Consider the following 23,375-nt stretch of genomic DNA (forward strand, 5'->3'; position numbering starts at 1 on the left):
AATTAAACCGCTCTGACCAGTCCAAAAGGTACGATCATTTTAGAGTGGTACAAAATCGAGAACCGTAATGAGCTAAAAGTGAGCTAAAAGGTGCTCTTGTAGACTTCATGGCAAGTTCACATGAATATGTTCGTAAGCAAAGCGAATATCTTACTGAACCCGTGCCGTAGAAGCACTAAGCAGCATCTAAGGCCAATGACACATATGTCTATAGCTGTCAGGATGGAGTTGCCCCCTTTGAACGGACACATTATGTTCTGTTTAAAGGAGAAGAAATATGACACAAAACTACAAACCTGCTTACCCACCGGAGTTTCGTCAGCAGATGGTGGAATTGGTAGCATTAGGCAAATGCCCCAAGCAATTATCCAAGGAATTTGGTTGCCACTACACTTCGATACAAACCTGGTGTCGAGCAGCAGGTGTACCAATTAGATCAAGCCAGACAATTGCTTTCGCTGCAACATCGAGTGTTGTTTCCTTGAGTGCCAACGAACGGCAGGAGCTGCTGGAATTGCGTAAGAAGCTCAAGCGTGTGGAGATGGAGCGTGACATATTGGCAAAGGCTACGGCCTGGTTTGCAAACAACACGGATTGATGGGGAAGGTGTACCAATTAATCAAGGCAAACCGGGCTCAATTTCCGGCTCGTGTTCTATGTGAAACACTTGGTGTATCGCACAGCGGTTACTATGACTGGGCAAAACGCACACCCAGCCGACGGGCCATTACCAACTGTCGATTGATCGAGCAGATCATGGCTATATACCGTACAAGCGATGGTACGTATGGCCGCCCCCGCATTACCGTTGAGTTAGCCGATCTTGGAGTCAGGGTCAATCATAAGCGCGTAGGCAGGTTGATGCGTGAAGCTGGAATTAAAGGAGTGAGTCGCAGGCGAGGCTTTGTGATCACGACTCATCGGAATAAGCGTGACCACCCTGCACCGGATTTAGTGCAACGTCATTTCAAGGCAGCTAGCATCAATCAACTATGGGTTGCGGACATGACTTACATTCCTACCTGGGCAGGGTTTTTGTACCTAGCCGTGGTCATCGATGTATTCAGCCGTAAGGTAGTGGGCTGGTCTTTCGGCGAAACCATGACAGCAAGTCTGGTGATCAGTGCGTTGAACATGGCGTTAATCACTCGTAAACCGGGCAAAGTGATTCACCACAGCGATAGAGGCAGTCAATACACCAGCGTTGATTTCGGCAAACGATGCAAGGAAATGGGCGTGCGTCCATCCATGGGCAGTGTAGGTGATGCCTATGATAACGCAATGGCTGAGAGTTTTTTTGCTTCCCTGGAATGTGAATTGATCGATAGGCGCTCCTGGAAAAATAAAACTGAAGCAAGGCTGGCCATATTCACCTGGATCGAGTCATGGTACAACCCCACTCGCAGGCATTCTGGACTGGGATACTTATCACCAAACAATTTTGAGAGAAAACTGAATGAGAAAAATCAAATCGCGATAGACTACAATTCGCTTTCACAGGTCGAGACTCTCTCGACTCCATGAAAAAAATGTCCGTCAAATTGGGACAACTCCAGTTTGTTACTTTGCTCGGTGATGATCAGTTAACAGTCTCTGCTATAGCTTTCTGGAATGCAACACTGGCAATTCTCAAGTCGTATACCACTCCAGTGGATGAGGAGTATGAGCAGAAGCTCGTAGTGTATCGTGGCGCTAGAACTGAATTCAACGAGCAAGTCCGGAACCATTTACGAGTCTTGGAAGCCATGAAGGCCTAACTTTGCGCTCAAGCGAAACTGACTTACAAAGGCATCGCCCGGCTCCAATTTGCCTTTTACCTTCATGCTAGACTTCTTTAAATTGTATTGTGGTGAACGAGATCCGAATATGGCTATTTGTATCATATATAACGTTAAGGATCAGCGTTGTATCCTCGTGTCTTTCAGAATTGGTCAATTTCTATTTGTTGAAGAAGCTCTAGTGGAAACGTAGGTTGCTATTTTTGATTCAAATTCCATTATGGTAATAAGTATGGACAAGTATCAGGAACATTTGAATTAGGTATATACTGAAAGCGTGCTGGTGACTCCAATAAATATTGGGTAATTATGTTGAAGCTCCTCCAGCCACTAAGATTTTATAGAAAATCTTGTTCTTTTAACGTATTGTTATAAAGGGAGAAATAATTATGAAATTGATATCAACAGCAATCGTAGCCGGAACATTCGCATTTTTTACCGGTACCCAGGCTTGGGCATCGGATGCGGGTCATACCTCAGAAGCAATGGAGCATGCAGGAAAAGCTCAGGCTCATGGTGAAATGGGGCATGCCAAGGAATCGCTTTCGCATGCAAAAGAAAGTTTGGCGCATGCAAAAGAAGCGGGCAAGGAGCATGCTGAAGCACATAAACATATGGATGAAGCGATCAAGCATTTGGAAGAGGCAATCAAGCATGCTGAAATGGGTCATGGCCAGGAGTCTGCTAAACATGCCGAGGAAGCGATGAAACATATGCGTCAATCCGGTCATTGATGAGTTAAGGTTATTTCCCCTCGAGCTCACGAGGGGAAAATTTATGGATTAGCTTTTTGCGCCCATTTCCAAAGCCAGCTTTCTTGATAACTGCGTGGCTTCCTCGGAAACTTCGTTATCCAGCCACCCTTGCAGATGGTTGCACGCAATATCCGCCAATGTTTGAATCCAGTCGGTGCGCTCGTTCAGACAAGGTATATAATGAAACTCCTTACCCCCTGCTTGAACAAATATATTTTTCGCTTCAATCGCAATTTCTTCCAGTGTTTCCAGACAATCAGATACAAATCCGGGGCATATCACATCAACCCTTTGTGTTCGTGCCTTGCCCAATTGTTCCAGAGTAACGGCAGTGTATGGCGTTAGCCATTTGGCTTTGCCAAAACGCGATTGGAAACAAACGGCATATTGGTTTGCATCCAAAGCCAATGCTTCAGCCAGCAGTCGTCCGGTTTTTTGGCAAGCGCAATGATAAGGGTCACCTTTATCCAGGCTAGAGCGCGGGGTACCGTGAAAGCTGATAATTAATTTGTCTGGGCGTCCGTGTGCGCTCCAGTAATCGCGCACATTATGGGCGAGTGCCGCGATGTAAGCCGGATGATCGTGGTATTGTTTGACGGTACGTATAGCCGGTTGATTACGCATCCGGCTTAATACCGTGAAGACATTATCCATTGCCGCTGCGGTGCTGCTGGCAGCATATTGGGGAAAGAGCGGGATGACCAGAATGCGCTCGCAACCTTGTGCCTGCATGTTTTGTAGAACGGTGGCCACTGAGGGTTTGCCAATGTTCATCGCGTATTCGACCATGGGTGGATTTTTTAACCGGGTTTGTAACATTTCCTGTAACAGTTTTGTTTGCCGTTCGGTATGTACTTTAAGCGGTGAGCCTTCCGGCATCCAGATTTTTGTGTATTTTTCTGCGGATGCCTTAGGCCTGAAAGGCAGGATAAAACCATGCAGAATTGGCCACCAAATTAGCCGGGGCACTTCAATGACACGAGGATTGCTGAGAAACTCCTTGAGATATGGGCGTAGTGCCTGAGCCGTTGGCGCGTCAGGTGTTCCTAAATTTATTAGCAATACGCCGGTTCGGTTGCGCGAACCATGTTGATAGTGAGATTTTGAGGTCATGGATTCTAAAGGTTACCTTCATCTGAGAAAATCAATTAACAGTATTTGGATATTACTGGATTACCGGCTTAATGAAAGAATGCAATGGTATTGCGGGTACTTCGTGAATAGTCAGTAATAAATCCGCTGGATACAAGCTCAATGCTGCGACAAACTGTTGGAAAGCAGCTTTGCAGTAATGTCGACAATTGGGATAATGCGCTCATATGCCATGCGTCTAGGGCCGATGACACCGACTGTACCTACAATTTTTCCTTCCATTTCATAAGGCGCGGTCACCACGCTGAATTCTTCCAACGATGTGCTATCGGATTCGCCCCCAATGAAAATTTTTACGCCGTGCGCCTGCCGGCTTAATTCGAGCAGCTGCAACAGCCTAGTTTTGCGTTCGAATAACTCAAATAAACTTTTCAAGCTATTCAAGTTGTCAGAGAAATCATCAACTTGTAATAAGTTATGCTCTCCGGAGAGCACCACGGCCTCGCTGCTTTCATTGATTGCATCGCCACCCATTTCAATCGCTGCACTCATAAGGCTGATCATTTCACTACGCAATTGCTTTAATTCGCTGCCCAAGCGACTACGAATTTGATCCAATGTACAGCCTGCATAGTTCTGGTTAATGAAATTACCGGCTTCGATCAGATCGGATTGGCTATAAGGAGTATGCGTAAAGAGAATGCGGTTTTGCACATCGCCCTCGGGTGTTACGATAATCAGCAGAATGCGTTTTTCGGATAATGCCATAAACTCCACATAACGGAATATTGCGCCTTTCCGTTTGGGCGTAATCACGACACCGGCGAAACGGGTCAATTCTGATAACAACTGAGAAGCCGCGCTGATTAGGCGTGAAGGATTGTCAGGATGGAGCTGATTTTCCAAATGATTCAATTCAATTTTATCCAATGTTTTCACTACCAGCAGCGTGTCGACAAAAAGACGATATCCCTTCGGAGTTGGAATTCTTCCCGCCGAAGTATGCGGACTGGCCACGAGCCCCATTTCCTCCAGATCCGCCATCACATTACGAATAGTCGCCGGACTGAGATCAAGTCCGGAAAATTTTGATAGTGAACGCGAGCCAACTGGTTGGCCTTCGTGGATATACCGTTCTACCAGCGTTTTCAATAATATCTGTGCACGTTCATTTAGCATGGCGTAATTCTACACGAATCAGCAGAATCCATAGTTTGGTTGTAAGAGTAATTTGTCGAATCTCATCTATGCTAAACTTCATTGACGATGGGATTCCCCGATGAGTTTGGCGTTGCAATCGGAGTATAAGTATTTCTGAGAGGGTTTGTATTGTCGATTAGCTATGTTCAATTTGGTTATTTTCAACTTTGCTTAAATTGTTTTTGAGATTAACCTGTTTAATTTTAGAGATAACTTTAGTATTTAAATTTAATTTTTTCGCAATACAATTAAAGTAGGTTATTTTCCTGAGTCATGAATTCCTCATTTTCCACCATCGCGTTGATCGGCAAACATAAAAATCCTGAAATTGCGATACCACTGCTGAGTTTGGCGGAATACTTAACGGCGAAAAATTATACCGTTCTGCTGGATCATCTCACGGCATCACAGATTGGTAGCGATAAATATCTGGCACTGACTCTGGAAGATATCGGCACGCAGGCCGATCTGGCGGTAGTAATGGGTGGTGATGGCACCATGCTAAATATCGCACGAATGCTGGTTTCCTATGATGTGCCCTTGATCGGGATTAATCAAGGAAGACTTGGCTTTCTTACCGATTTATCGGTAGACACAATGTTTAAATCCTTAGATGAAATACTTGCGGAGAATTACATTACCGAACGAAGGATGTTGTTATATGCTGAAGTCATTCGGGATGGTGTTAGCGTTTTTGGCAGTTTGGCATTCAATGATGTGGTTCTTTATCGCGGCATGAGCAGTGGCATGATTGAATTTGAAGTAAGAGTCAATAGTGAGTATGTCAATACACTACGTGCCGATGGATTAATTGTGACGACACCAACCGGATCGACTGCTTACGCACTGTCCTCCGGCGGTCCGATTTTGCATCCCGGGCTGGATTTGATAGCGCTGGTGCCAGTTTGTCCGCATACCCTTAGCAATCGTCCCATCGTGATCGGACCGGAAGCCATTGTTGAAATTCAGATACAAAGTTGTGCGAATGTGCGCATAAATTGTGACAGTCATTCCTGCTTTGATCTGGATCTGACGGACAGCATTATCGTACGGCGATTTCCCAAAACAGTGCGATTGTTACACTCGGTCAATCACAGTTATTATCGTATGCTCAGAGAGAAATTAGGTTGGAGTGAGTTTCCCTGATGTACTTCGCACGGAATATCCTTTCATGCTAAGGCACCTGAGTATAAAAGATTTTGTCATTGTGGAGCGGATTGAGCTTGATTTCATGTCCGGCTTTACAGTTCTGACTGGAGAAACGGGTGCAGGAAAATCGATTCTGATTGATGCGCTGGCGCTGGCCTTGGGTGAGCGCGGCGATGCTAGTCAGATAAGACTGGGTTGTGAACGTGCTGAAATCAATGTGGCATTTGATATCAGTCATTTGCCCGAGCTATTACGCTGGTTGAATGACAGTGACCTACAGGGTGATGTCGATAACTGTCTAATGCGTCGTATCATAGAAACCAGCGGTCGTTCGCGCAGTTATATTAACGGACATGCGGCTACACTTCAGCAATTACGTACTGTGGGGGAATATCTGGTAGCCATTCACAGTCAGCATGCGCATCAATCCCTCATGCAGAAAAATGTACAATGTGAGTTGCTCGATGCTTTTGCAGGCAGGGATGATTTGGTACAAGCGGTTAAGCTGAAGTATCGACATTGGCAGGATTGTCATCAGCAAAGGGTAGCCATGCAGCACCGCACTGCGGAATCTCAGGACAAGCGCGAGCAGCTCGAGTGGCAATTGCAGGAATTGGCAGCGTTAAATTTTACGTTAGAGGAATGGCAAACCTTGCAAGCCGATCATCGCCGGTTATCTCATGTGGCTGCTTTGCTTGCTGCGGCGGATACAAGTATTGATACCTTATCCGAGAACGAAAATGCCGCGTTGATGCAACTCAATGCTGCAAAAAATCAATTGCAGGATTTATTGGAGTTCGATCAGCAACTCAAATCCATTACCGATTTGCTTGATTCCGCGCAAATCCAGCTGCAGGAGGGGATTTACGAGTTGAAACATTATCGCCAGAGTCTGGATCTGGATCCCCAATGGCTGCAACGAATCGAACAACGAATATCCGAGATTCATGCGGCGGCGAGAAAGTTTCGCATAACGCCGGAAGAATTGCCGCATTTGCTCGATACGACTACCGGCCTGTTGGAATCCCTGGGTTCGGACTCGGATATCAGCCATTTGCAAGCACTCGAAGCCATGGCGTTGACTGACTATCTTAGTCAAGCCGAGATGCTAAGTCAGGTACGGAAAAAAGCCGGTAAAGATTTGTCGTTACAGGTGACTGCGGCAATGCAAACGATTGCGATGACTGGAGGTGAATTTTCAGTGTCATTGACGCCATTGGAAACAGGCAATGCCAATGGTCTGGAGCAGATTGAATTTCAGGTGGCTGCGCATCAGGGTTTGCCGCTGCGGCCTTTGGTAAAGGTGGCTTCAGGGGGCGAATTGTCGCGCATCAGTTTGGCAATCCAGGTGATTACCAGCAAAGTGGGTGCTGTCCCTACACTCATCTTTGACGAGGTTGATGTCGGAATCGGTGGACAAGTCGCGGAGATTGTCGGTCTTTTATTAAAAAAGCTTGGAAAAGACCGGCAAGTTCTGTGCATTACGCATCTGCCGCAGGTTGCTGCGACCGGGGATCAACACCTGCAAGTGATGAAGTGCATTAATCAACACGAGAGAAATATGCAAGTGGTGAGTAAAATTGCGCTTCTCAGCCCGCTGGAACGTATTGAAGAAATTGCCCGTATGCTCGGCGGCGTCAATATCACGGAAACCACGCGGCAGCATGCGGTAGAGATGCTGCAAAACAGTGCTTGCGATTAGTTTACTAACTCAGTCAGTCAACACATGTCAATGACATGAGCAAGTTATATTCAATTCATGTCGCTCTGATTTTTGGAAAAAAAGCTCAGTGACGATTCAAGGCCGTTTCCAGCATCAGTAAGGCGATATTTTGCTGGATAGCAATTTTCTTGAGATCTTTTTCTTTAAGTGCTCCGTTTTGTATCTGTTCCCGGGTTATGTCGTAGTAAATTTTCTTTCCATTCCGTGAAAGGAGTGTCTTGTGGCGAATTCCACAATCAGTCAGCAATTTTAGTGCATGGTTGCGGCTGACACCTCCGAGTTCGTCTGATATTTCTTTTAAGCTAAGCATGGGTTGTTTCCATTTTTGATAGATTGATTGGGTTATCCGGTATTTTTTACCTCATCTGACTAGCGGATAAAGTGATGGGTACCGATTGAGTCAACGATCATGCGCCGATAGAGCTCGGATTTGCGGATTTGCAACAGTTCTAGGTTACTGTGGTTATCAGTCAGAATGGTTCCATGCGTTGCATCGATATCCAATAGTCTCTGCTTTAGCCAGATACGAGTGGAAAATGGCAGTGAATCATGGTTCAAATCGATGGCATGGTTCGTGGCGAGAAAGATGAAATCATTGAAATCGGCGCCTGGATCCGAAATGAAAACGTGCTGATGTGGAAAGACCTGTGCCAATGTTCTTGCAACAGAAGCCAGTGCCGGATTCTTACCTTGATCCAGAAACGAGACAAAATTCAACGCAAGAATTCCATGTTCTGAAAGCAGGTTGTGCAATTGGGTGAGTGCTTCAACCGTCAATAGGTGCGTGGGTTCGGTGCCACCCGTGAAAACATCCAGAATGATCAAGTCATAAGGACCTTTGAGCTGGCGAATTTCATAGCGCGCATCGCCGATGATTCTGCGTCCTGTTGGCATAAAGTCGAAGTGTTCACTGGCCGCTTCGGCCACAGCCGGATCAATTTCCAGCGTATCCGTTACAATTGCCGCTTTGTTCAGAGTCGCAACCATATGTCCGGCACCTTGACCAATTAATAAGGCTTTCGCAATATTAGGTGCAAGATGAGGGATTTGTGTCACAATTTTCTGATAGGTGAGGAGGTTTTCTCCATGACTGATACTGGCTGCGCCGATGGTGGAAGCATCTGCAGTAAGCAAGCGGATATTCTCCTTGGGTTTGTCAATGACACGGACCCAGCCATATAGGCTTTCGCGTTCAAATCGGGTTTGGAAGGCATCGGTGTATTCCGCGTGTCCGGAACTGATGATGGGTGGATATAAGCTCAATCCTATAACCGTCAACAGAGCTGTCGGTATCATGGCCGTAATGGATTTCTTCAAGTATTTTCGCTCAATCCATGCTACGGCCATTGCCAGTATCAATAGTGCTACTCCCAAACCCATAAAAATTTCTCGGGAGCCGATCAGAGGAAATAAGTAAAAACCGAGAAATAATGTACCAATCACGCTGCCGACGGTGCTGACCGCATAAATCGATCCCGTGCTGGCGCCTACGTTGGCCAATGCGGAAGTAGACAATTTAACCGCAAAAGGTCCGACCATACCCAGCATGATCAAGCTGGGTGAGAATAAAATCAGTGTACTGATGAAGCTGCCCAGACGTAGGCCAAGCGGGTCCGTAGCCAGCAAAACCGGTCCTGTCAGCCAGGGAATGATGAGCGTTAATAATCCTGCAGTTGCGATGATGAGGGATAATCCCGATCGTGCCCGGTCAGCCCAGATTCCTCCCAGATAGTAGCCGATTGCCAATGCAATCAGTGTAACTGCGATGAGTGAGGTCCATACATAAAGGCTGGCGCCGTAGAACGGTGCAATCAGCCGCGTGCCCAGAAGCTCTATAACCATGACGGCCGCCCCGGTCAGAAATACAGTGCAATAAAGCCAGGTTTTGCCAAGAAGAATTGAAGATGAAGGATTCATAGTTGTTTTTAGTGTCTTACCTTGTTTTTATTAAAGTCGTTGACGATGATACGGCCGCCGGAAATGACCAAATCGGGATATTCCAGTAATTTAAATCGTTGAAACGGGTTGCCGCGGACGGCAATAATATCTGCCGGAGCTTGTTTCATTAATGTACCTAGCAAAGGATTATTCAAATGTTTTCCAGCCTCGGAAGTTGCCGACCTGAATATTCGTAACACATCTTCAAAGTCAATGCCGTCCGGACTGGTTAAATTCAACATCAACACCATTTCTTCAGCGTTAATACCCCAAGGCACATTGTCGTGACCAATTTCAGATCCATAGATAAATTTTGACTTCGTCGTTGTGTTGTGGGATATGATGTGTGCAAGCTTATGTGCATTGGCATGAATGCCAGTACAGCCGGACAGGGTGTCCACCGTGGTTACAAAGGTTACGTTTTGTTCTACTGCACGGTGTAACAGGTCGTCACGAATTTCCGCACAAGGGATATGCGCCCATTCATCGACACCGCCGTCCAGCGCCAGTTCAACACCGGTATTTTCGCTGACATGCGCAGCCACTTTCCGGTTCAATGCGTGTGCCTTAGTTACTATCGCCTTGATAATATCCAAAGAAAGCAATGGCCATGGGGTTTGTGGAATCTCTCCATGCCCGTGACTAGACATCCAAGGTGTGCCCGCCTCACCCCCGGGCTCCAATGAAATTTTGATTACTGTCGAGCCGCCTGCGACTAGATCCGTTACAACTTTTTCCGCTTCTTCAGCGGTGGCAACAGCTACACCAATGGCGCTGTATTTGTCATGAACAGGGGAATTTGCGTTATGATGGCTAAAGATATTTAATGGATAACCATTGACCGCCTGAATGATCGGACCCGCACTCAAAATGCGTAAATTGCCGTTTCCTCCCATTGGTTTTAGCAGCGGTCCGCCGGTATCCCGGACAGTAGTTATGCCATGCTTTAATACCTTATTGCTGGGAATATTCTGAAATGTAATATGTGCATGGGTTTCAATAAACCCCGGCAGAATGGTTGCATCGCCCAATTTTATTTTTCTACTGCACAATCCCTTTAATTGGTTTGCATCTCCGACTTGAACAATTTGATTGCCTTTGATCAGAACGGCTGCATTTTCATGCAATTCGAAGCCGTCGAAAACGCGCTCGGCACTTAGCATATAGCAATGATTGCTTGCAGATGGGGCCGTTGAATCACTTTGAGCTAAAGCATTCAGGCCAAAGGTGAGCGCCAGAGCCAGAAGGGTGAGTTGTGCTGTGGTTCTGAATTGATCTATTTTTGTTTCCATATCTGCCTTAAGTAATTGTTCTTATAGACCTAAACTCTTCAGTGGAGCTGTAGTGATCTTGCAGCGTGCTTAACAAGAATGGGGTTGTAATTAATCTTTGTAGAGAGCCGGTAATTTCTATCGACCTAGATTGATTATTTGGAATTGTAAGTAAAAAAATCGATACTGATAATGCGACAAATTGTCGCATCCATGTAAATAATGAACTGAAATATTATTGATTAATTTATTCTAATGGTTTGTTTGGTAATGATTTATATATGTCTGTAAGAAACACCATGGCAATGTAATAATTGCCTGCGGCAATTTGTCACATTGTTTTTCCATCGTGTGATCCCTATTATCGGTTCCTGAAGAAATTGCCATCTATCTCCTGGTGATTTTTTTAAATGATGTCTCGTTGAAAAACCTCTTGTGGTGCGAGCGCTTGTATCTTTGAAAGTTTTTTTTCTTGCCGTGAGGAATGAGAAGACAAACAATCAGTGGATAATTAAGCGCAATTAGTACCCCGCAGCGTGCTGCGGGGTTTTTTTTGAAAGGTGGCAAGGTGCGACAATTTGCCACATTGCTTTTATCGGATAGAGAAAATATTATCGCACCCTGAAATAAGTTCTTTTCTTAAAATAGTAATATTTTTCAGGGATATAGGAAAAGAATGGTTTTCAGTTGCCCTTTGAGATCCACCTCAAAAGGCAACTTTAGTAAGAGAAATATAAATCATTCTATTAATAAGTTAAAAAGGGGTCTTTGTAACATGTTAACAAAACAATTCAAGCGTTTTACCCATACTGCTTTAGCGACAGCTTTGCTGTTGGGTCTCTCACAAAACGTATTATCGCATACTCGTCTGGAAATTCCTGTAGGAGTTGAAGGCGTTAGAATAACAAACAATGTGGTCATTGGGCATGGCTGTGGGGATGGTACTTTCACAACTAAAAGTTCCGTGGTTTTTCCTGACGGTGTTGACTCAATCGTTAAAGTCAATGGCACAGTTTCAACCGATACTATTGATGCACATGTTACAAATTGGGGTAATTTGTTTCAGAAAGTACTGGATCCCAGTGTTTTCAAGGCTGAAGATGAAAAGACCGATGATAACGGCAATGTCGTAGGGTTTTATGTCAAGGATGGCAAAATGCCGGACCACTACGCGAGCTACCTTAAATTCAGAGCTGGCGCAGTTTTGTTTGAACCGACCTCCTGTGCTTCAAGCGTGAAAATTGTTCTGGCCATTGCGGATATTTGTAAGCCAACGACGATTGCAGGCTTTGCTGAAGGCAAACTTAACTTATGGACGCCGGCGGTAGGATCGGATTATGACGGTCCTGGCTTGCACGGTTTCGATTCTCCAGCCACTTATACGGTAACACGTGACTTGGCTAAAAATCCCCTTCCTGGAAGTTGCTCAGCGACAGGTGACACAGTTGATCTAATTCCATCCGCAGCACAAATCAACCGTGACATGCCGATTAAAAACCAGAAGGGTGTTCAGATCTGGCCGAAACCATAAGAAATTTCGTCATTTATTAGCTTTTTGTTGAAAGAGGAGATGGGCGGTGTGGGAGCTCTTGTTCATCTCCTAATTTTTAAGGGGGTCATAGTGTTGAAATTGACAAACCATAAGAACGGGATTGGCATACCGTTCGTTATTTTTTTTATGGCAGCTACTGGATTTTCCAATTATGTGCTTGCAGATGCAGCCACAGTGAACTCAGTTTCCAGCCTGAATGCCATTCAGATTTATTGCATGGAAGAGCATGGCAACGCATTGAAGCCTGACGCTGATTTTACCGAAGCGATTGTTAATCTTGCCGCATCGAATGATCCGGCGCAGCGAGTAAACGCATTGTCGCAATTGGCGGTAAAAGGCTTGATTGATTCTGAAGTCGTACAAAAAATCCTGCAAACCGCGATCCAGGATTCCGATCCGCAAGTCAGAGGACAGGCAGTGTATGCTTTTGCGCAACAAGGGTGCGGCGATTTATTCGTGGTGCTTGAGCAAGCGTTGCAAGATACTGAGTTTTCAGTACGGTTGATGGCATTGGATAGTTTGGGCGACGATGAAAGAAGCGTGGCATTGCTGAAACAAGTGGTTGAAGACGAAGATGAAGCGCAAGCCATCAAAGATCTGGCGACCATGAAACTGGAAGCTTTGTCCACAAGCAATCAGACGCAGGATAATGGTATTTAATAAAGCGCTTTGGGTATAGCGGTAGTGTGAAAAGCTATATCTGATGATCGTTCAGATCAAAATGAGTGGAAAAATAATTTTTTTAAGGGAGTTTATAATGCAATTCTCAAATGTAAAGGGAATGCTTGTTCCAATTCTGGTATTGATGGCAATCTACGCCAATACAGTTTCAGCGCATAACCAGACAGGTAGTTTTACCACCGGCTTGGCCGCAGCTGTTGATTTTTATCAAGTTACCTGCTTTGACGATGGTAACGGCACACCATCCTATCTTGAAGCACAAGTCAAGGATATGACAGCGAGCACATCTAAAGTCAGTATTCTGGCGTATAAAGGAACTAGTTGCACTACCAACGCGTGCGCACAATTCAGCGTGGATACTACGGATAGTAATACCACATACAGCCCTTTGGTTAAAATTACGCAAGGATCCGGTGTATACAGTTTATTCGTTATGCATACAGCCGCAGGGACGGATAGCTATGATGCAGCACTTCATTGTAAAACATCAACCGGAGTGCATACGGGCACCAGTGTAGTATCAAGACAGCAGCAGTAAGGCTTATTCGGCTCAATCCAATTGTTGCAGATACTTGGGGCGAGAGCATTATTTGGCTTTTGTATCGCAGGCGCCCAATCTCGTGGTTACAATCGAAATAAACGATAATGCTCGGACCCTATTCGCATACTCAAACTTGTACCCCGCATTCTAAAAAGCATACCGAGAATTCAGTAATCCTGAATCGAATTGACTTTTATCAGAACGAGATCATCCTGTTGTGTTTCAATAAAAGCGGATATTTTGTTGAAGTAGTTGGAAAGCTAATTTGCGAAGTGAGGAATGAAAAAATCAGGAAAGCGAAGGTTTTATTCAGAGCAATTTAAAAAGAATGTGCTATCGCTGGTTTTGCTGGCAGTAATTTAAGCAATGCTAGGAATTTTTGCAGATAGTTGTTTGATTTACCGCTTGTTAACATCTTGCTACACTAATAAATTGTGCCTGCTTGTCTAGCGCCCTTTATATTTTCCCAGATCGATCATTCAGTTATTTTAATTCTGATAAAATCCTTGTTTTATTTGAATTAATTTATGAATATAACATACTAGTATTAAAAAGAAATAAGGATAATTATGCTTTCAGTATTAAAAATTGGTGTGATTTTTATTTGCATTTTTGGATTAAGTTTTTTTTCATCGATAACGCTTGCTAGCTGTGCCGGGTGCTTATGTCCGGGTGATCCATGTAATCTTTGTCCATTACCCGCGATGCAGGATGATGCACCGAAGTTAAATGAGCCTGAGTTATGCGGCAAAATAAGAGAGAAAGTGCCACCGACTTCGGCACAACCTGGGTCTAACGAATATTTTCCTAATTTGGATATGTCAATTATGGTATGTGTCAAAGAAGGCGGAGATGTTATCAGGAATAAGCAACGTAATTCTGAATTCCCTGCAAGGTTTTATTGTAAACCACCCATATCCGATATTGGGAGTAAATAAAAGAAATTGTGAGTTGCAATAAAAAAAAAAAGAAAGTAGTATCTAAACCTTTTTTCTTTAAAGGAGCTAAGGATTTATGGCTAATAGCGCACAAGCGAGAAAGCGTGCAAGGCAAGCTGTCAAACGTAGAGAATACAATGTCAGTTTACGATCTGAATTGCGTACTGCGATTAAATATGTAAGAAAAGCGATAGGGTCGGGGGATAAGGATGTGGCTCAAAATGCGTTTAACAATTCTATAAGTACAATTGATTCAATTACCGGAAAAGGCATTATTCACAAAAATAAGGCCGCGCGTTATAAAAGTCGATTATCTTTTGCAATTAAGATGATGAATTAGCAGGTAGAATGAAATTTACTTTTTTATAAAAAAGTAAATTAAAAGCATAAAAGCAAAAATAAACTTGGTTTATAGTTGAGTAAACGTAAACAATTAGACTGGTGTGTTGATATATAGTGTTTAAGATTAAAGATTTAACAGTACAAGGATGACTAAGTAGTCTAGGGGAGGATGCTATCTGTTGAAGGTGGACGGATGGTGGGGTTTTATGCTGAAGGGAAGGGGGTCTTATGAGAGGCCGGGAAGATAAGGAAAGGGAAAGAAATTATGGAAAACCAAAGGAGAGAGAGATGAAAGCCAAGCGATGGGCTGGGGTAATAGCGGGGCTGTTAGGAGCTATGCTGATAGGAACGGCGCATGCGAACATACTGAGTGTTCCGGACGAATTGTATGAAGCATTGAAGCTGGATCGTGAGAAAGCGACACCGAAGGAAGTATACGAAGCGGTGGTGAAGCGCTACAAGGATCCTGAGCAAGGAGCGGGTCGGGGAACATTGGCGCAATACTGGGAACCGATACCATATGGAATATATTTGGATCCTGCGACATTTTACAAATCGCCGACCTCGAATAAAGAGATAGCGAGCCGGAAGGAATGTGTGGAATGTCATACGGACGAATCGCCGGTATGGGTGCAAGCATGGAAGCGCAGCACGCATGCGAATTTAGACAAAGTACGTAATTTGAAACCGGAAGATCCGACTTACTACAAGAAAGCCAAGCTGGAAGACGTAGAGAAGAATTTGCGCTCTTTGGGTAAGCTGGCGGAAGGCGAGAACCTGAAGGAAGTGGGGTGTATTGACTGTCACGTGGATGTTAATGCGAAAAAGAAAGCGGATCACACCAAAGACATTATTATGCCGACAGCGGATGTATGTGGTAAATGCCACTTGGCGGAATTTGTGGAGCGGGAATCGGAAAGAGACACGATGATTTGGCCGCACGGCCAATGGCCTGATGGACGCCCATCGCACGCATTGGATTATAAAGCCAACGTAGAAACCACTGTTTGGGCAGCGATGCCGCAACGCGAAGTAGCTGAAGGTTGTTCGATGTGTCATACGAATCAGAACAAATGTGACTCATGCCATACGCGCCATGAATTTTCAGCTGCGGAATCGCGTAAGCCGGAAGCGTGTGCCACTTGCCATAGTGGTGTGGATCACAACAACTGGGAAGCTTACTCCATGTCCAAGCACGGCAAGATGGTATCGATGCTGGGAGACAAATGGAACTGGGAAGTACAGTTGAAAGATGCCTATGAACTAGGTGGTCAAAATGCACCGACCTGTGCGGGATGTCACATGGAATACGAAGGCGAGTATAGCCATAACATGGTAAGGAAGATTCGCTGGGCGAACTATCCGTTTGTTCCGGGAATAGCGGAAAATATTAATAGCGAATGGTCGGAAGCGCGTTTAGACTCGTGGGTGGTTACCTGTACCAAATGTCACTCGGAGCGTTTTGCACGTTCATATTTAGAATTGATGGACAAAGGCACGCTGGAAGGATTGGCTAAGTATCAGGAAGCTAATGAAATTGTGCATACACTGTATAAGGAAGGCTTATTGACAGGTCAAAAAACTAATCGTCCTGCCCCACCGGCACCGGAGAAAGAAGGCTATGCATACTTTGCACAGTTGTTCTGGTCGAAAGGTAACAGTCCTGCGGCGATTGAGCTGAAAGTACTGGAAATGCACGAAAATGACCTGGCTAAGATGCATGTAGGTTTGGCGCACGTAAATCCGGGTGGATGGACCTATACGGAAGGTTGGGGTCCGATTAACCGCGCGTATGTTGAAATTCAAGACGAAAATACTCGTATTCGCGAGATGATTGCGCTGCAGGAACGGGTGAAGAATCTTGAATCGAAACGTACCAGTTTACTTGATCTGGATGGCACAGCTGAGAAGATCTCGCTGGGTGGTTTAGGTGGCGGCATGCTGCTGGCCGGGACACTGGCCTTGGCGGGTTGGCGTAAACGTAAGCAAAGTGAAGCTTGATAGGCGCTGATACGACAGACCGCACCACCCAGGTGGTGCGGTCAGGAGACAGGCTCCTCCCGTCATTAGGAATTTTTCTGGTGGCTGGAGGATTACTTTTATTGGGCTGGTTTGTGTATCTTTGGTTTAAGCCGATACCGGCTCCCTATCAATATCAATTGGTAGAAGAAGGCGACAGCAGCAAGTTTGGTAAAATAGATCTGACAGGTTGGCCGGATTTAAAGCTTGGTCAATACAAAGTACAAGCTGACGGGGTAGGCAAGCCGATCGCTGAATTCATTGTTGCGAGGCAGAATGATGGGGCGCCGGTACTGATCTATTGGAAGAATAGCACCAATGAAGTGCTTTACAATTTTGACAGAAAGCCATCGGAGCTTACTATTCTGGCTGAAGCGATCAGGAAGTACGCCCCGAAAGATGCGCTGATACTATCCTGGTGGGATACCTCGCGGCAAATCAAACTGCTTACAGGGCACGACACATTTTTTACCCATCACCTGAACGAACCCCTCATGATACCGGCTCCTTGGCTGGAGCACAGCAAAGAGATTCAGGCCTATGAAAAACAATTCTGGCAAAGCAATGCGAACTCGGCGGAATTGGATCGATTTAAACACTTTAGTCAGGCATTGGCGGCACCGGCGGAAGACGGCATTAAGCAACTGCGGCAACTGATTGGTTCCGATCGTGAGACCTATCTGATTGTACACGTGACTGATCTCTATAAACTGGGGCTCATGTACCCTGAAAGTATAGGTGTTGCCTATCAGAATTTTCCGATGACGGGAAACATGCATGGCATGATCAATCAAATGAAAGTACAAGTTAAGGAAAATAATTTTGACACCTATACGTTGCAATCGGTTTCAGACAATGAGATCAGAGTATTTTTTCTGAGCGATGAAGAAAGCAGTCAAACATTGTTGGCAAGAATGCTGCCATTTGTTGATAAGACCGCGCCGACGGAACTGGATTTGGCGCAACTGATCTACCAACAAGGGGGTTATTGGGTATATAAGCTACCTTAAGAACAGAAAAATGACCTTGAGCGATATAAAACCCTCAAAGTGGGCACATAATCATTTACACAAAACGATGATAGCGTACAATACGAACCCATCAAATTTGAATTAAAAAAGTATAAAGGAGGAGAGATGAAATACCCGATAACCTATATATTGGCCATATTGGCGATGGCTGCATTTTTCTCGGGCACGGTGTTGGCGGCGGATTTTGAAGGTCGCACGAAATGTAGTTCGTGCCACAAATCGCAAGCCAAATCATGGAATGACACGGCACATGCCAAAGCGATGGAATCGTTAAAGCCGGGCACACGCAAGGAAGCCAAGATAAAAGCGAAGCTGGATCCGGATAAAGACTACACGCAAGACAAGGACTGTGTAGGTTGTCATGTTGATGGATGGGGCAAGAAAGGTGGCTATACGGTAGAAGCACCGAAGAAGCCGCTAGCGGCAGTTGGTTGTGAATCCTGTCATGGTCCTGGGAAGAGCTATCGAGGAGATCACCGTAAGGGAGGGCAGGCCTTTGAAAGCAAAGGGACTACCATGCAACGCAAGGTATTGGCAGACAAAGGTCAAGATTTTCATTTTGAAGAAGCTTGCAGTGCTTGCCATTTAAACTACGAAGGTTCACCGTGGAAAGGTGCGAAAGCTCCGTATACACCATTCACTCCGGAAGTTGATGCGAAATATACATTTGATTTTGACAAGATGGTGAAGGATGTCAAAGCGATGCATGAGCATTACAAGCTTGATGGTACATTCGTAGGGGAACCCAAATTCAAGTTTCATGATGAATTCCAAGCGAATGCCAAAGAGAAAGTGGCAGATAAAAAAGATAAAAAAGGAAAAGACTGATGAGCGGCTTACAGAAAGGTGCGATAGGGACACTACTGACAGGCGGGTTATTGGGGATATTGCTGGTAGCGGTGGTATTTGGAGGAGAAGCGGCGCTATCTACCGAAGAGTTCTGTACCAGCTGCCACTCGATGACTTATACGCAGACGGAACTCAAAGAATCGACACATTATGGGGCATTAGGAGTCAATCCCGGTTGTAAGGACTGTCATATACCGCAAGGATTCAAGAATTTTCATTTAGCGTTATATACGCATGCGGTGGATGGTGCGAGAGAGCTTTATTTGGAATTGGTTAATGATTATTCGACGTTGGAGAAGTTTAATGAGCGTCGGCTGATTATGGCGCATGATGCACGGATGAACTTGAAGAAATGGGACAGTGTTACCTGCCGTGACTGTCATAGGGATCCGAATCCGCCTGGGGCGGATGCACAGGAAGCGCACAAGAAGATGAAGACGGAAGGAGCGACGTGTATAGACTGTCATCAGAATTTGGTGCATGAGGAAGTACCGATGACGGATCTGAATGCAAGTTTGGCTGCGGGCAAGATGGTATTGAAGCCGGACGAGGACGAAGAAGATGAGGATGACGAAGAAGAAGATGAGGACGATGAAGAAGAGGACAGTGCTGGTGATGTAACCGCAAGCGAAGAAGTTGATGAAGATGAGGATGATGAGGATGACGAATAATTCTCTTCGTGCTTAATGAACTTCAATAAAGTTAATAGAGCGATCTTAACAAAGAATCTGCATATATTCCGTGCAGATTCTTTTTGTGTTTTTGAAAACTAAATTGTGGATTTGCACTTGATTTAATAATTGTATTAAGATCTTCAGGGTTTAATTACTAGATTTGATTCTTCCCCTCCTTATAGCGAAGTGCTTTATCGTTAAATAAAATTAAAGAGGTAATTTTTGTAATATATGAGTAGTAATATCTCATTCGAACAACTCGGCTTATCAACTGATTTGTTGCGAGCCATATCGGAACAAGGGTATACAAATCCCACCCCAATTCAACAGCAGGCTATACCTATAATCCTGAAAGGTTTTGACGTCATGGGCGGAGCTCAGACGGGTACAGGTAAAACAGCGGGTTTTACTCTTCCTATGTTGCAAAAATTAGAGAGTCATGCGAATAGTAGTACATCACCTGCAAAACATCCAACACGCGCATTGATTTTAGTGCCGACCAGAGAGCTTGCGATGCAAGTTTACGAGAGCGTTAGAACGTATGGAAAATATGTGGCACTAAAATCAGCTGTAATTTATGGTGGTGTAAATATCGATGTGCAGATTGCCGCTATACGTTCTGGTGTAGAAATCCTGGTAGCAACGCCAGGACGTTTATTGGATCATCTTCAACAAAAAAATTTGATACTTTCAAAAATTGAAATATTAATTCTTGATGAAGCCGATCGAATGCTGGATATGGGGTTTTTGCCAGATATAAAGCAAATCATTCAGATGTTACCCGATCAACGACAGAATTTAATGTTTTCCGCAACCTTCTCAGAAGAGATCAAGAAACTTGCAGGAAAAATTTTGAAGAATCCGATATTGATTGAAGTGGCCAAGCAAAACTCAGTTAGTGATTTGATTTCACACATAGTTTATTATGTAGAATCAAAGGGTAAGCAAGAATTTCTAATCGATATGATCAAGAAAAAAAACTTGCAGCAAGTATTGATTTTTACACGTACTAAACATGGAGCAGATCATCTGGCACAAAAACTAAATAGTCGGGAGATCCTGAGTTCTGTAATACATGGCGATAGAAATCAACTGCAACGAACCCAAGCTTTGGATAATTTTAAATGTGGTTTAATCCGAATCCTTGTTGCGACTGATGTTGCAGCACGTGGTCTTGATATTGAAGAATTAACTCATGTGATTAATTTTGAGCTACCTAATAATCCTGAAGATTACGTACATCGCATTGGGAGAACAGGGCGTGCGGGAGCGAAAGGATTTGCAATTTCTTTTGTTAGCAGAGAAGAGGCTATCCTATTGGGTGGTATAGAAAGATTATTAGGGATTAAGATTCAAGTAGAGGAAAGTAATTTTGGATTAAAGAGCCAGCAAACTGAGCTTTCAAATAAAACAAATACAATTGAGGAACAAAAAAAATCGAGAGCTTTTTCCTTTAAGAGAGAGCCTCTATCGAAGAGGTCAAAAAGGATTGAGAAAATGGAAGACCCGTTGTTTTCACAACCTTATATATCGAAACATTCTGACTTGATATCAATTCAAGTAGGAATTGATAAGTCCAAAAAGCAAATTATTCATAAGCAATATCCTAGTAAAACATTACCCGCTCTGTTTATTCCTCCCGTAACCAGCAAACAAAAATAAACTAGCTAGGGTCTGTTGATATTTTATAAAAACACCTGCTACATCAGCAACTTGTGATTCACCCCAATAATTATAACCGACTGTTTCTGAATATCTATTTTTGAAATGTCAACAGACCCTAGTGTATCACGAGACATTTGCTCAAAAAGAGATACATTTGATCTATACAGCAGCGAGGAAAGAAGCGGTGTTTCTGGGAGTATCTTGCGGCAATACTCCGACCCTTTTTAAGATGTAATAAAGCATTTTCGACGGTTGGAGTTGTCCCATTTTGATGGACAGTTTTTCATTGAGCCGAGAAAGTCTCGACCTGTGAAAGGGGATTGCAGTTTATCGTGATTTGATTTTTCTGCTTCAATTTTCTTTCAAAATTGTTAGGTGATAAATACCCCAACCCAGAATGCCTACGAGTTGGGTTATACCAGGACCCGGTCCAGATGAATATAGCCACAGTCTTGCTTCAGTTTTGTTTTTCCATGCACGTCTGTCGATCAGTTCACATTCCAAGCTGGTAAAAAAACTCTCAGCCATCGCATTGTCATAAGCATCGCCCACACTGCTCGTGGAGAGGCAACCCTTTATTTCCTCGCATTGTTTGCCAAACTCAACGCTGGTGTACTGACTGCCGTGGATACCCTTCTAAATGTCAGGCAGCAATTTGGATACTATTGATAAGATTGTTGCGTTTTTTCAGAATGTAATAAACTTCTCGCGCAATATGGCGATGAACAACCCCGCCACAAGCAGCGGGGTTGTTCATTTTATTACTTGACGAGCAGTTTCTAAGTAACGAAGACCCTGATTCTTTGCTGTTTCGGCATCCGCAGTTTCTGAAGCCACATGTACTTTTTCTAGTGTTTCTGCGAGCTCTACGAATTCTTCATTAATTTTTTTTAGTGCTTTTTCTAAAGTGTAGGTTAGTTGATGCACATTATATAATTCTTCTGGAGTCAAATTTTCTTTGGTTAGAATTTCTTCTAATTTAGCATTATGTTCAGAAAAGTTAATTACTGCTTCTTTCAGCGTATTCGCTGACTTACCCTTAAAATGATCTGGTCGTTCGCTTGCCGACGCAAATGTCGAGAAGCCTAAAATAAGTATGCTTGCTGTTAAAAATACCGGTCTTTTCATATTTAACTCTCTTAAATAATCTTTCTAGTGATTTAATTCAATTTATTGATGGTTGAAAAAGTGAACTATGATAGATACAACAAATGTCCTGAAAGCCCTGCGTTTGTATATTTCCAGAAGACAGTGACTTTAACCACATTACCATTAGTATATAATAATGATTATTATTTGTAGCAATTAGATTCTCTCCAGGAAAGTTGCTTACATCACCTTGTAAATCAATAAACTGTAATAATCGGCGGCTTCTAATATTTACCTGCCTGGATAAACTTTCCTTATCTGCTGGTACATCGCTATTGTATAGTTTTTGATGTCCGCTTATGTAATTTTGTAACAGCATCTACAGTCGCAACCTTTAGTTCTTTGTAGAAAGTATAGTGTGATTTTTATTAGGGTCTGTTGACATTTCACATAGGTAGCCATAGATATCCACACGCCCTGGCAACCATGCTCTCAAAATTTCTTTTCAGCTTATCGTATCGTATTGCCACTGCTCGATACTGTTTTAGCCGGGCAAAGGTGTTTTCCACCCAATGCCGATATTTGTATAAACCCCAATCCATGTGTGCGCTACCCTTAACCGAGTTGTACTTTCTCGGTATCACAGCTCAAGCCCCCTTCTTTACTATCTGCTCCCGTATGCACTCACTGTCATAACCCTTATCCGCAACAATCGCTTCCACGTCAGGTAACTTGGCGATCAAACCGTGTGCTGCAGAACAATCATTGATTTCTCCACCGGTGATTTCAAACTCAACTGGCGAGTCATAACTATCAACCACCCGATGAATCTTTGTGGTATTTGCCTACGCGGCTTTTACCAATGGCTTGTGGCTTCTTATCAGCAGAACCTGTACTATGCTGGTATGCCTTAACGTAGTGCCATCAATAAATTCCCACTCCTAATCAGGATCAATGGTCAGCGCCTTGAAAATCCTTACCCATTTGTCATGGTGCAAATTGTGCTTGTTATAAATAGCTTCTTGAAGCACAATCTTCTCCAGCTTCGACCAGGACTCATCACTGAGCATCAATCGGGGCATCGCATA

At 44.0% G+C, this 23,375-nt stretch carries 21 protein-coding genes and 1 pseudogene; 14 read left to right on the forward strand and 8 right to left on the reverse strand.

Annotated elements, in window-relative coordinates; all coding sequences use genetic code 11:
* Nucleotides 1-277: 277 nt before the first annotated feature.
* The 3 genes from CPG39_RS02040 (at nt 278) to smbP (ending at nt 2,512) form a co-directional block, all read left to right on the forward strand.
* Nucleotides 278-1,524 (forward strand): IS3 family transposase gene (locus tag CPG39_RS02040; RefSeq protein WP_231990362.1). Its coding sequence is split into 2 segments (ribosomal slippage): nt 278-560 and nt 560-1,524, totalling 1,248 coding nucleotides; the frame shifts between segments, so codons are not numbered across the junction.
* Nucleotides 1,521-1,757: a hypothetical protein gene (locus tag CPG39_RS02045; protein ID WP_096291808.1), complete on the forward strand. Its 237-nt coding sequence runs from the start codon at nt 1,521-1,523 to the stop codon at nt 1,755-1,757. Before CPG39_RS02040 ends, CPG39_RS02045 begins: the two co-directional genes overlap by 4 nt.
* A 410-nt stretch (nt 1,758-2,167) precedes the next feature.
* On the forward strand, nt 2,168-2,512 hold the full coding sequence (gene smbP / locus CPG39_RS02050; RefSeq protein WP_096291809.1) for a small metal-binding protein SmbP: 345 nt from the start codon (nt 2,168-2,170) through the stop codon (nt 2,510-2,512).
* Nucleotides 2,513-2,560: 48 nt separating this feature from the next.
* On the opposite strand, the gene hemH is transcribed toward smbP, so the two are convergent.
* Both hemH and hrcA read right to left on the reverse strand, forming a co-directional pair.
* Entirely contained in the window at nt 2,561-3,646 is a 1,086-nt protein-coding gene (hemH, locus tag CPG39_RS02055; RefSeq protein WP_096291810.1) for a ferrochelatase, read from the reverse strand.
* Between the two features lie 138 nt (nt 3,647-3,784).
* Entirely contained in the window at nt 3,785-4,804 is a 1,020-nt protein-coding gene (gene hrcA, locus CPG39_RS02060; protein ID WP_096291811.1) for a heat-inducible transcriptional repressor HrcA, read from the reverse strand.
* 294 nt (nt 4,805-5,098) lie between these two features.
* Between hrcA and CPG39_RS02065 the strand changes: the two genes are divergently transcribed.
* Together CPG39_RS02065 and recN are read left to right on the forward strand one after the other, a co-directional pair.
* Entirely contained in the window at nt 5,099-5,971 is an 873-nt protein-coding gene (locus CPG39_RS02065) for an NAD kinase (RefSeq protein WP_096291812.1), read from the forward strand.
* Between the two features lie 25 nt (nt 5,972-5,996).
* On the forward strand, nt 5,997-7,676 hold the full coding sequence (gene recN, locus CPG39_RS02070) for a DNA repair protein RecN (protein ID WP_096291813.1): 1,680 nt from the start codon (nt 5,997-5,999) through the stop codon (nt 7,674-7,676).
* Nucleotides 7,677-7,761: 85 nt separating this feature from the next.
* Here recN and CPG39_RS02075 read toward each other — a convergent pair whose 3' ends face one another.
* The 3 genes from CPG39_RS02075 to CPG39_RS02085 are packed head-to-tail and all read right to left on the reverse strand — an operon-like array spanning nt 7,762 to nt 10,927.
* Entirely contained in the window at nt 7,762-8,007 is a 246-nt protein-coding gene (locus tag CPG39_RS02075; protein WP_096291814.1) for a hypothetical protein, read from the reverse strand.
* Between the two features lie 59 nt (nt 8,008-8,066).
* Nucleotides 8,067-9,614 carry a fused MFS/spermidine synthase gene (locus tag CPG39_RS02080; protein WP_096291815.1) on the reverse strand — a complete coding sequence of 516 codons (1,548 nt, stop codon included), beginning with the start codon at nt 9,612-9,614 and terminating at the stop codon, nt 8,067-8,069.
* Nucleotides 9,615-9,622: 8 nt separating this feature from the next.
* Nucleotides 9,623-10,927, reverse strand: a complete 1,305-nt coding sequence (locus CPG39_RS02085) for an amidohydrolase family protein (RefSeq protein ID WP_096291816.1) — start codon at nt 10,925-10,927, stop codon at nt 9,623-9,625.
* 754 nt (nt 10,928-11,681) lie between these two features.
* Between CPG39_RS02085 and CPG39_RS02090 the strand changes: the two genes are divergently transcribed.
* The 9 genes from CPG39_RS02090 (at nt 11,682) to CPG39_RS02135 (ending at nt 21,195) form a co-directional block, all read left to right on the forward strand.
* Entirely contained in the window at nt 11,682-12,437 is a 756-nt protein-coding gene (locus CPG39_RS02090) for a hypothetical protein (RefSeq protein ID WP_096291817.1), read from the forward strand.
* 90 nt (nt 12,438-12,527) lie between these two features.
* Complete coding sequence (locus tag CPG39_RS02095; protein ID WP_172424066.1) at nt 12,528-13,118, forward strand: HEAT repeat domain-containing protein; 591 nt, start codon at nt 12,528-12,530, stop codon at nt 13,116-13,118.
* A gap of 97 nt (nt 13,119-13,215) precedes the next feature.
* Nucleotides 13,216-13,677: a hypothetical protein gene (locus CPG39_RS02100; protein ID WP_096291819.1), complete on the forward strand. Its 462-nt coding sequence runs from the start codon at nt 13,216-13,218 to the stop codon at nt 13,675-13,677.
* A 1,017-nt stretch (nt 13,678-14,694) separates the two neighbouring features.
* Nucleotides 14,695-14,958 (forward strand): 30S ribosomal protein S20, encoded by a 264-nt coding sequence (gene rpsT, locus CPG39_RS02110; RefSeq protein ID WP_096291821.1) that lies wholly within the window; start codon nt 14,695-14,697, stop codon nt 14,956-14,958.
* 290 nt (nt 14,959-15,248) lie between these two features.
* Nucleotides 15,249-16,961 carry a multiheme c-type cytochrome gene (locus tag CPG39_RS02115; protein ID WP_096291822.1) on the forward strand — a complete coding sequence of 571 codons (1,713 nt, stop codon included), beginning with the start codon at nt 15,249-15,251 and terminating at the stop codon, nt 16,959-16,961.
* Nucleotides 16,958-17,989 carry a hydroxylamine oxidation protein HaoB gene (gene haoB / locus CPG39_RS02120; protein ID WP_231990303.1) on the forward strand — a complete coding sequence of 344 codons (1,032 nt, stop codon included), beginning with the start codon at nt 16,958-16,960 and terminating at the stop codon, nt 17,987-17,989. Before CPG39_RS02115 ends, haoB begins: the two co-directional genes overlap by 4 nt.
* A 126-nt stretch (nt 17,990-18,115) precedes the next feature.
* On the forward strand, nt 18,116-18,838 hold the full coding sequence (gene cycA / locus CPG39_RS02125; protein WP_096291823.1) for a cytochrome c-550 CycA: 723 nt from the start codon (nt 18,116-18,118) through the stop codon (nt 18,836-18,838).
* Nucleotides 18,838-19,530 carry a NapC/NirT family cytochrome c gene (locus tag CPG39_RS02130; protein ID WP_096291824.1) on the forward strand — a complete coding sequence of 231 codons (693 nt, stop codon included), beginning with the start codon at nt 18,838-18,840 and terminating at the stop codon, nt 19,528-19,530. The genes cycA and CPG39_RS02130 overlap by 1 nt, the downstream gene beginning before the upstream one ends.
* Before the next feature lie 234 nt (nt 19,531-19,764).
* Nucleotides 19,765-21,195: a DEAD/DEAH box helicase gene (locus CPG39_RS02135; RefSeq protein WP_096291825.1), complete on the forward strand. Its 1,431-nt coding sequence runs from the start codon at nt 19,765-19,767 to the stop codon at nt 21,193-21,195.
* Between the two features lie 354 nt (nt 21,196-21,549).
* Here CPG39_RS02135 and CPG39_RS02140 read toward each other — a convergent pair whose 3' ends face one another.
* The 3 genes and pseudogenes from CPG39_RS02140 to CPG39_RS02150 form a co-directional block, all read right to left on the reverse strand.
* Nucleotides 21,550-21,750 (reverse strand): hypothetical protein, encoded by a 201-nt coding sequence (locus CPG39_RS02140; protein WP_096291826.1) that lies wholly within the window; start codon nt 21,748-21,750, stop codon nt 21,550-21,552.
* A 201-nt stretch (nt 21,751-21,951) separates the two neighbouring features.
* Nucleotides 21,952-22,326 carry a DUF6746 family protein gene (locus CPG39_RS02145; protein ID WP_096291827.1) on the reverse strand — a complete coding sequence of 125 codons (375 nt, stop codon included), beginning with the start codon at nt 22,324-22,326 and terminating at the stop codon, nt 21,952-21,954.
* Between the two features lie 407 nt (nt 22,327-22,733).
* A pseudogene (locus tag CPG39_RS02150) lies at nt 22,734-23,369 on the reverse strand (IS5 family transposase).
* Nucleotides 23,370-23,375: the final 6 nt, after the last annotated feature.

Origin of the sequence: Nitrosomonas ureae (assembly GCF_900206265.1) — a bacterium.
Lineage (GTDB): Bacteria > Pseudomonadota > Gammaproteobacteria > Burkholderiales > Nitrosomonadaceae > Nitrosomonas > Nitrosomonas ureae_C.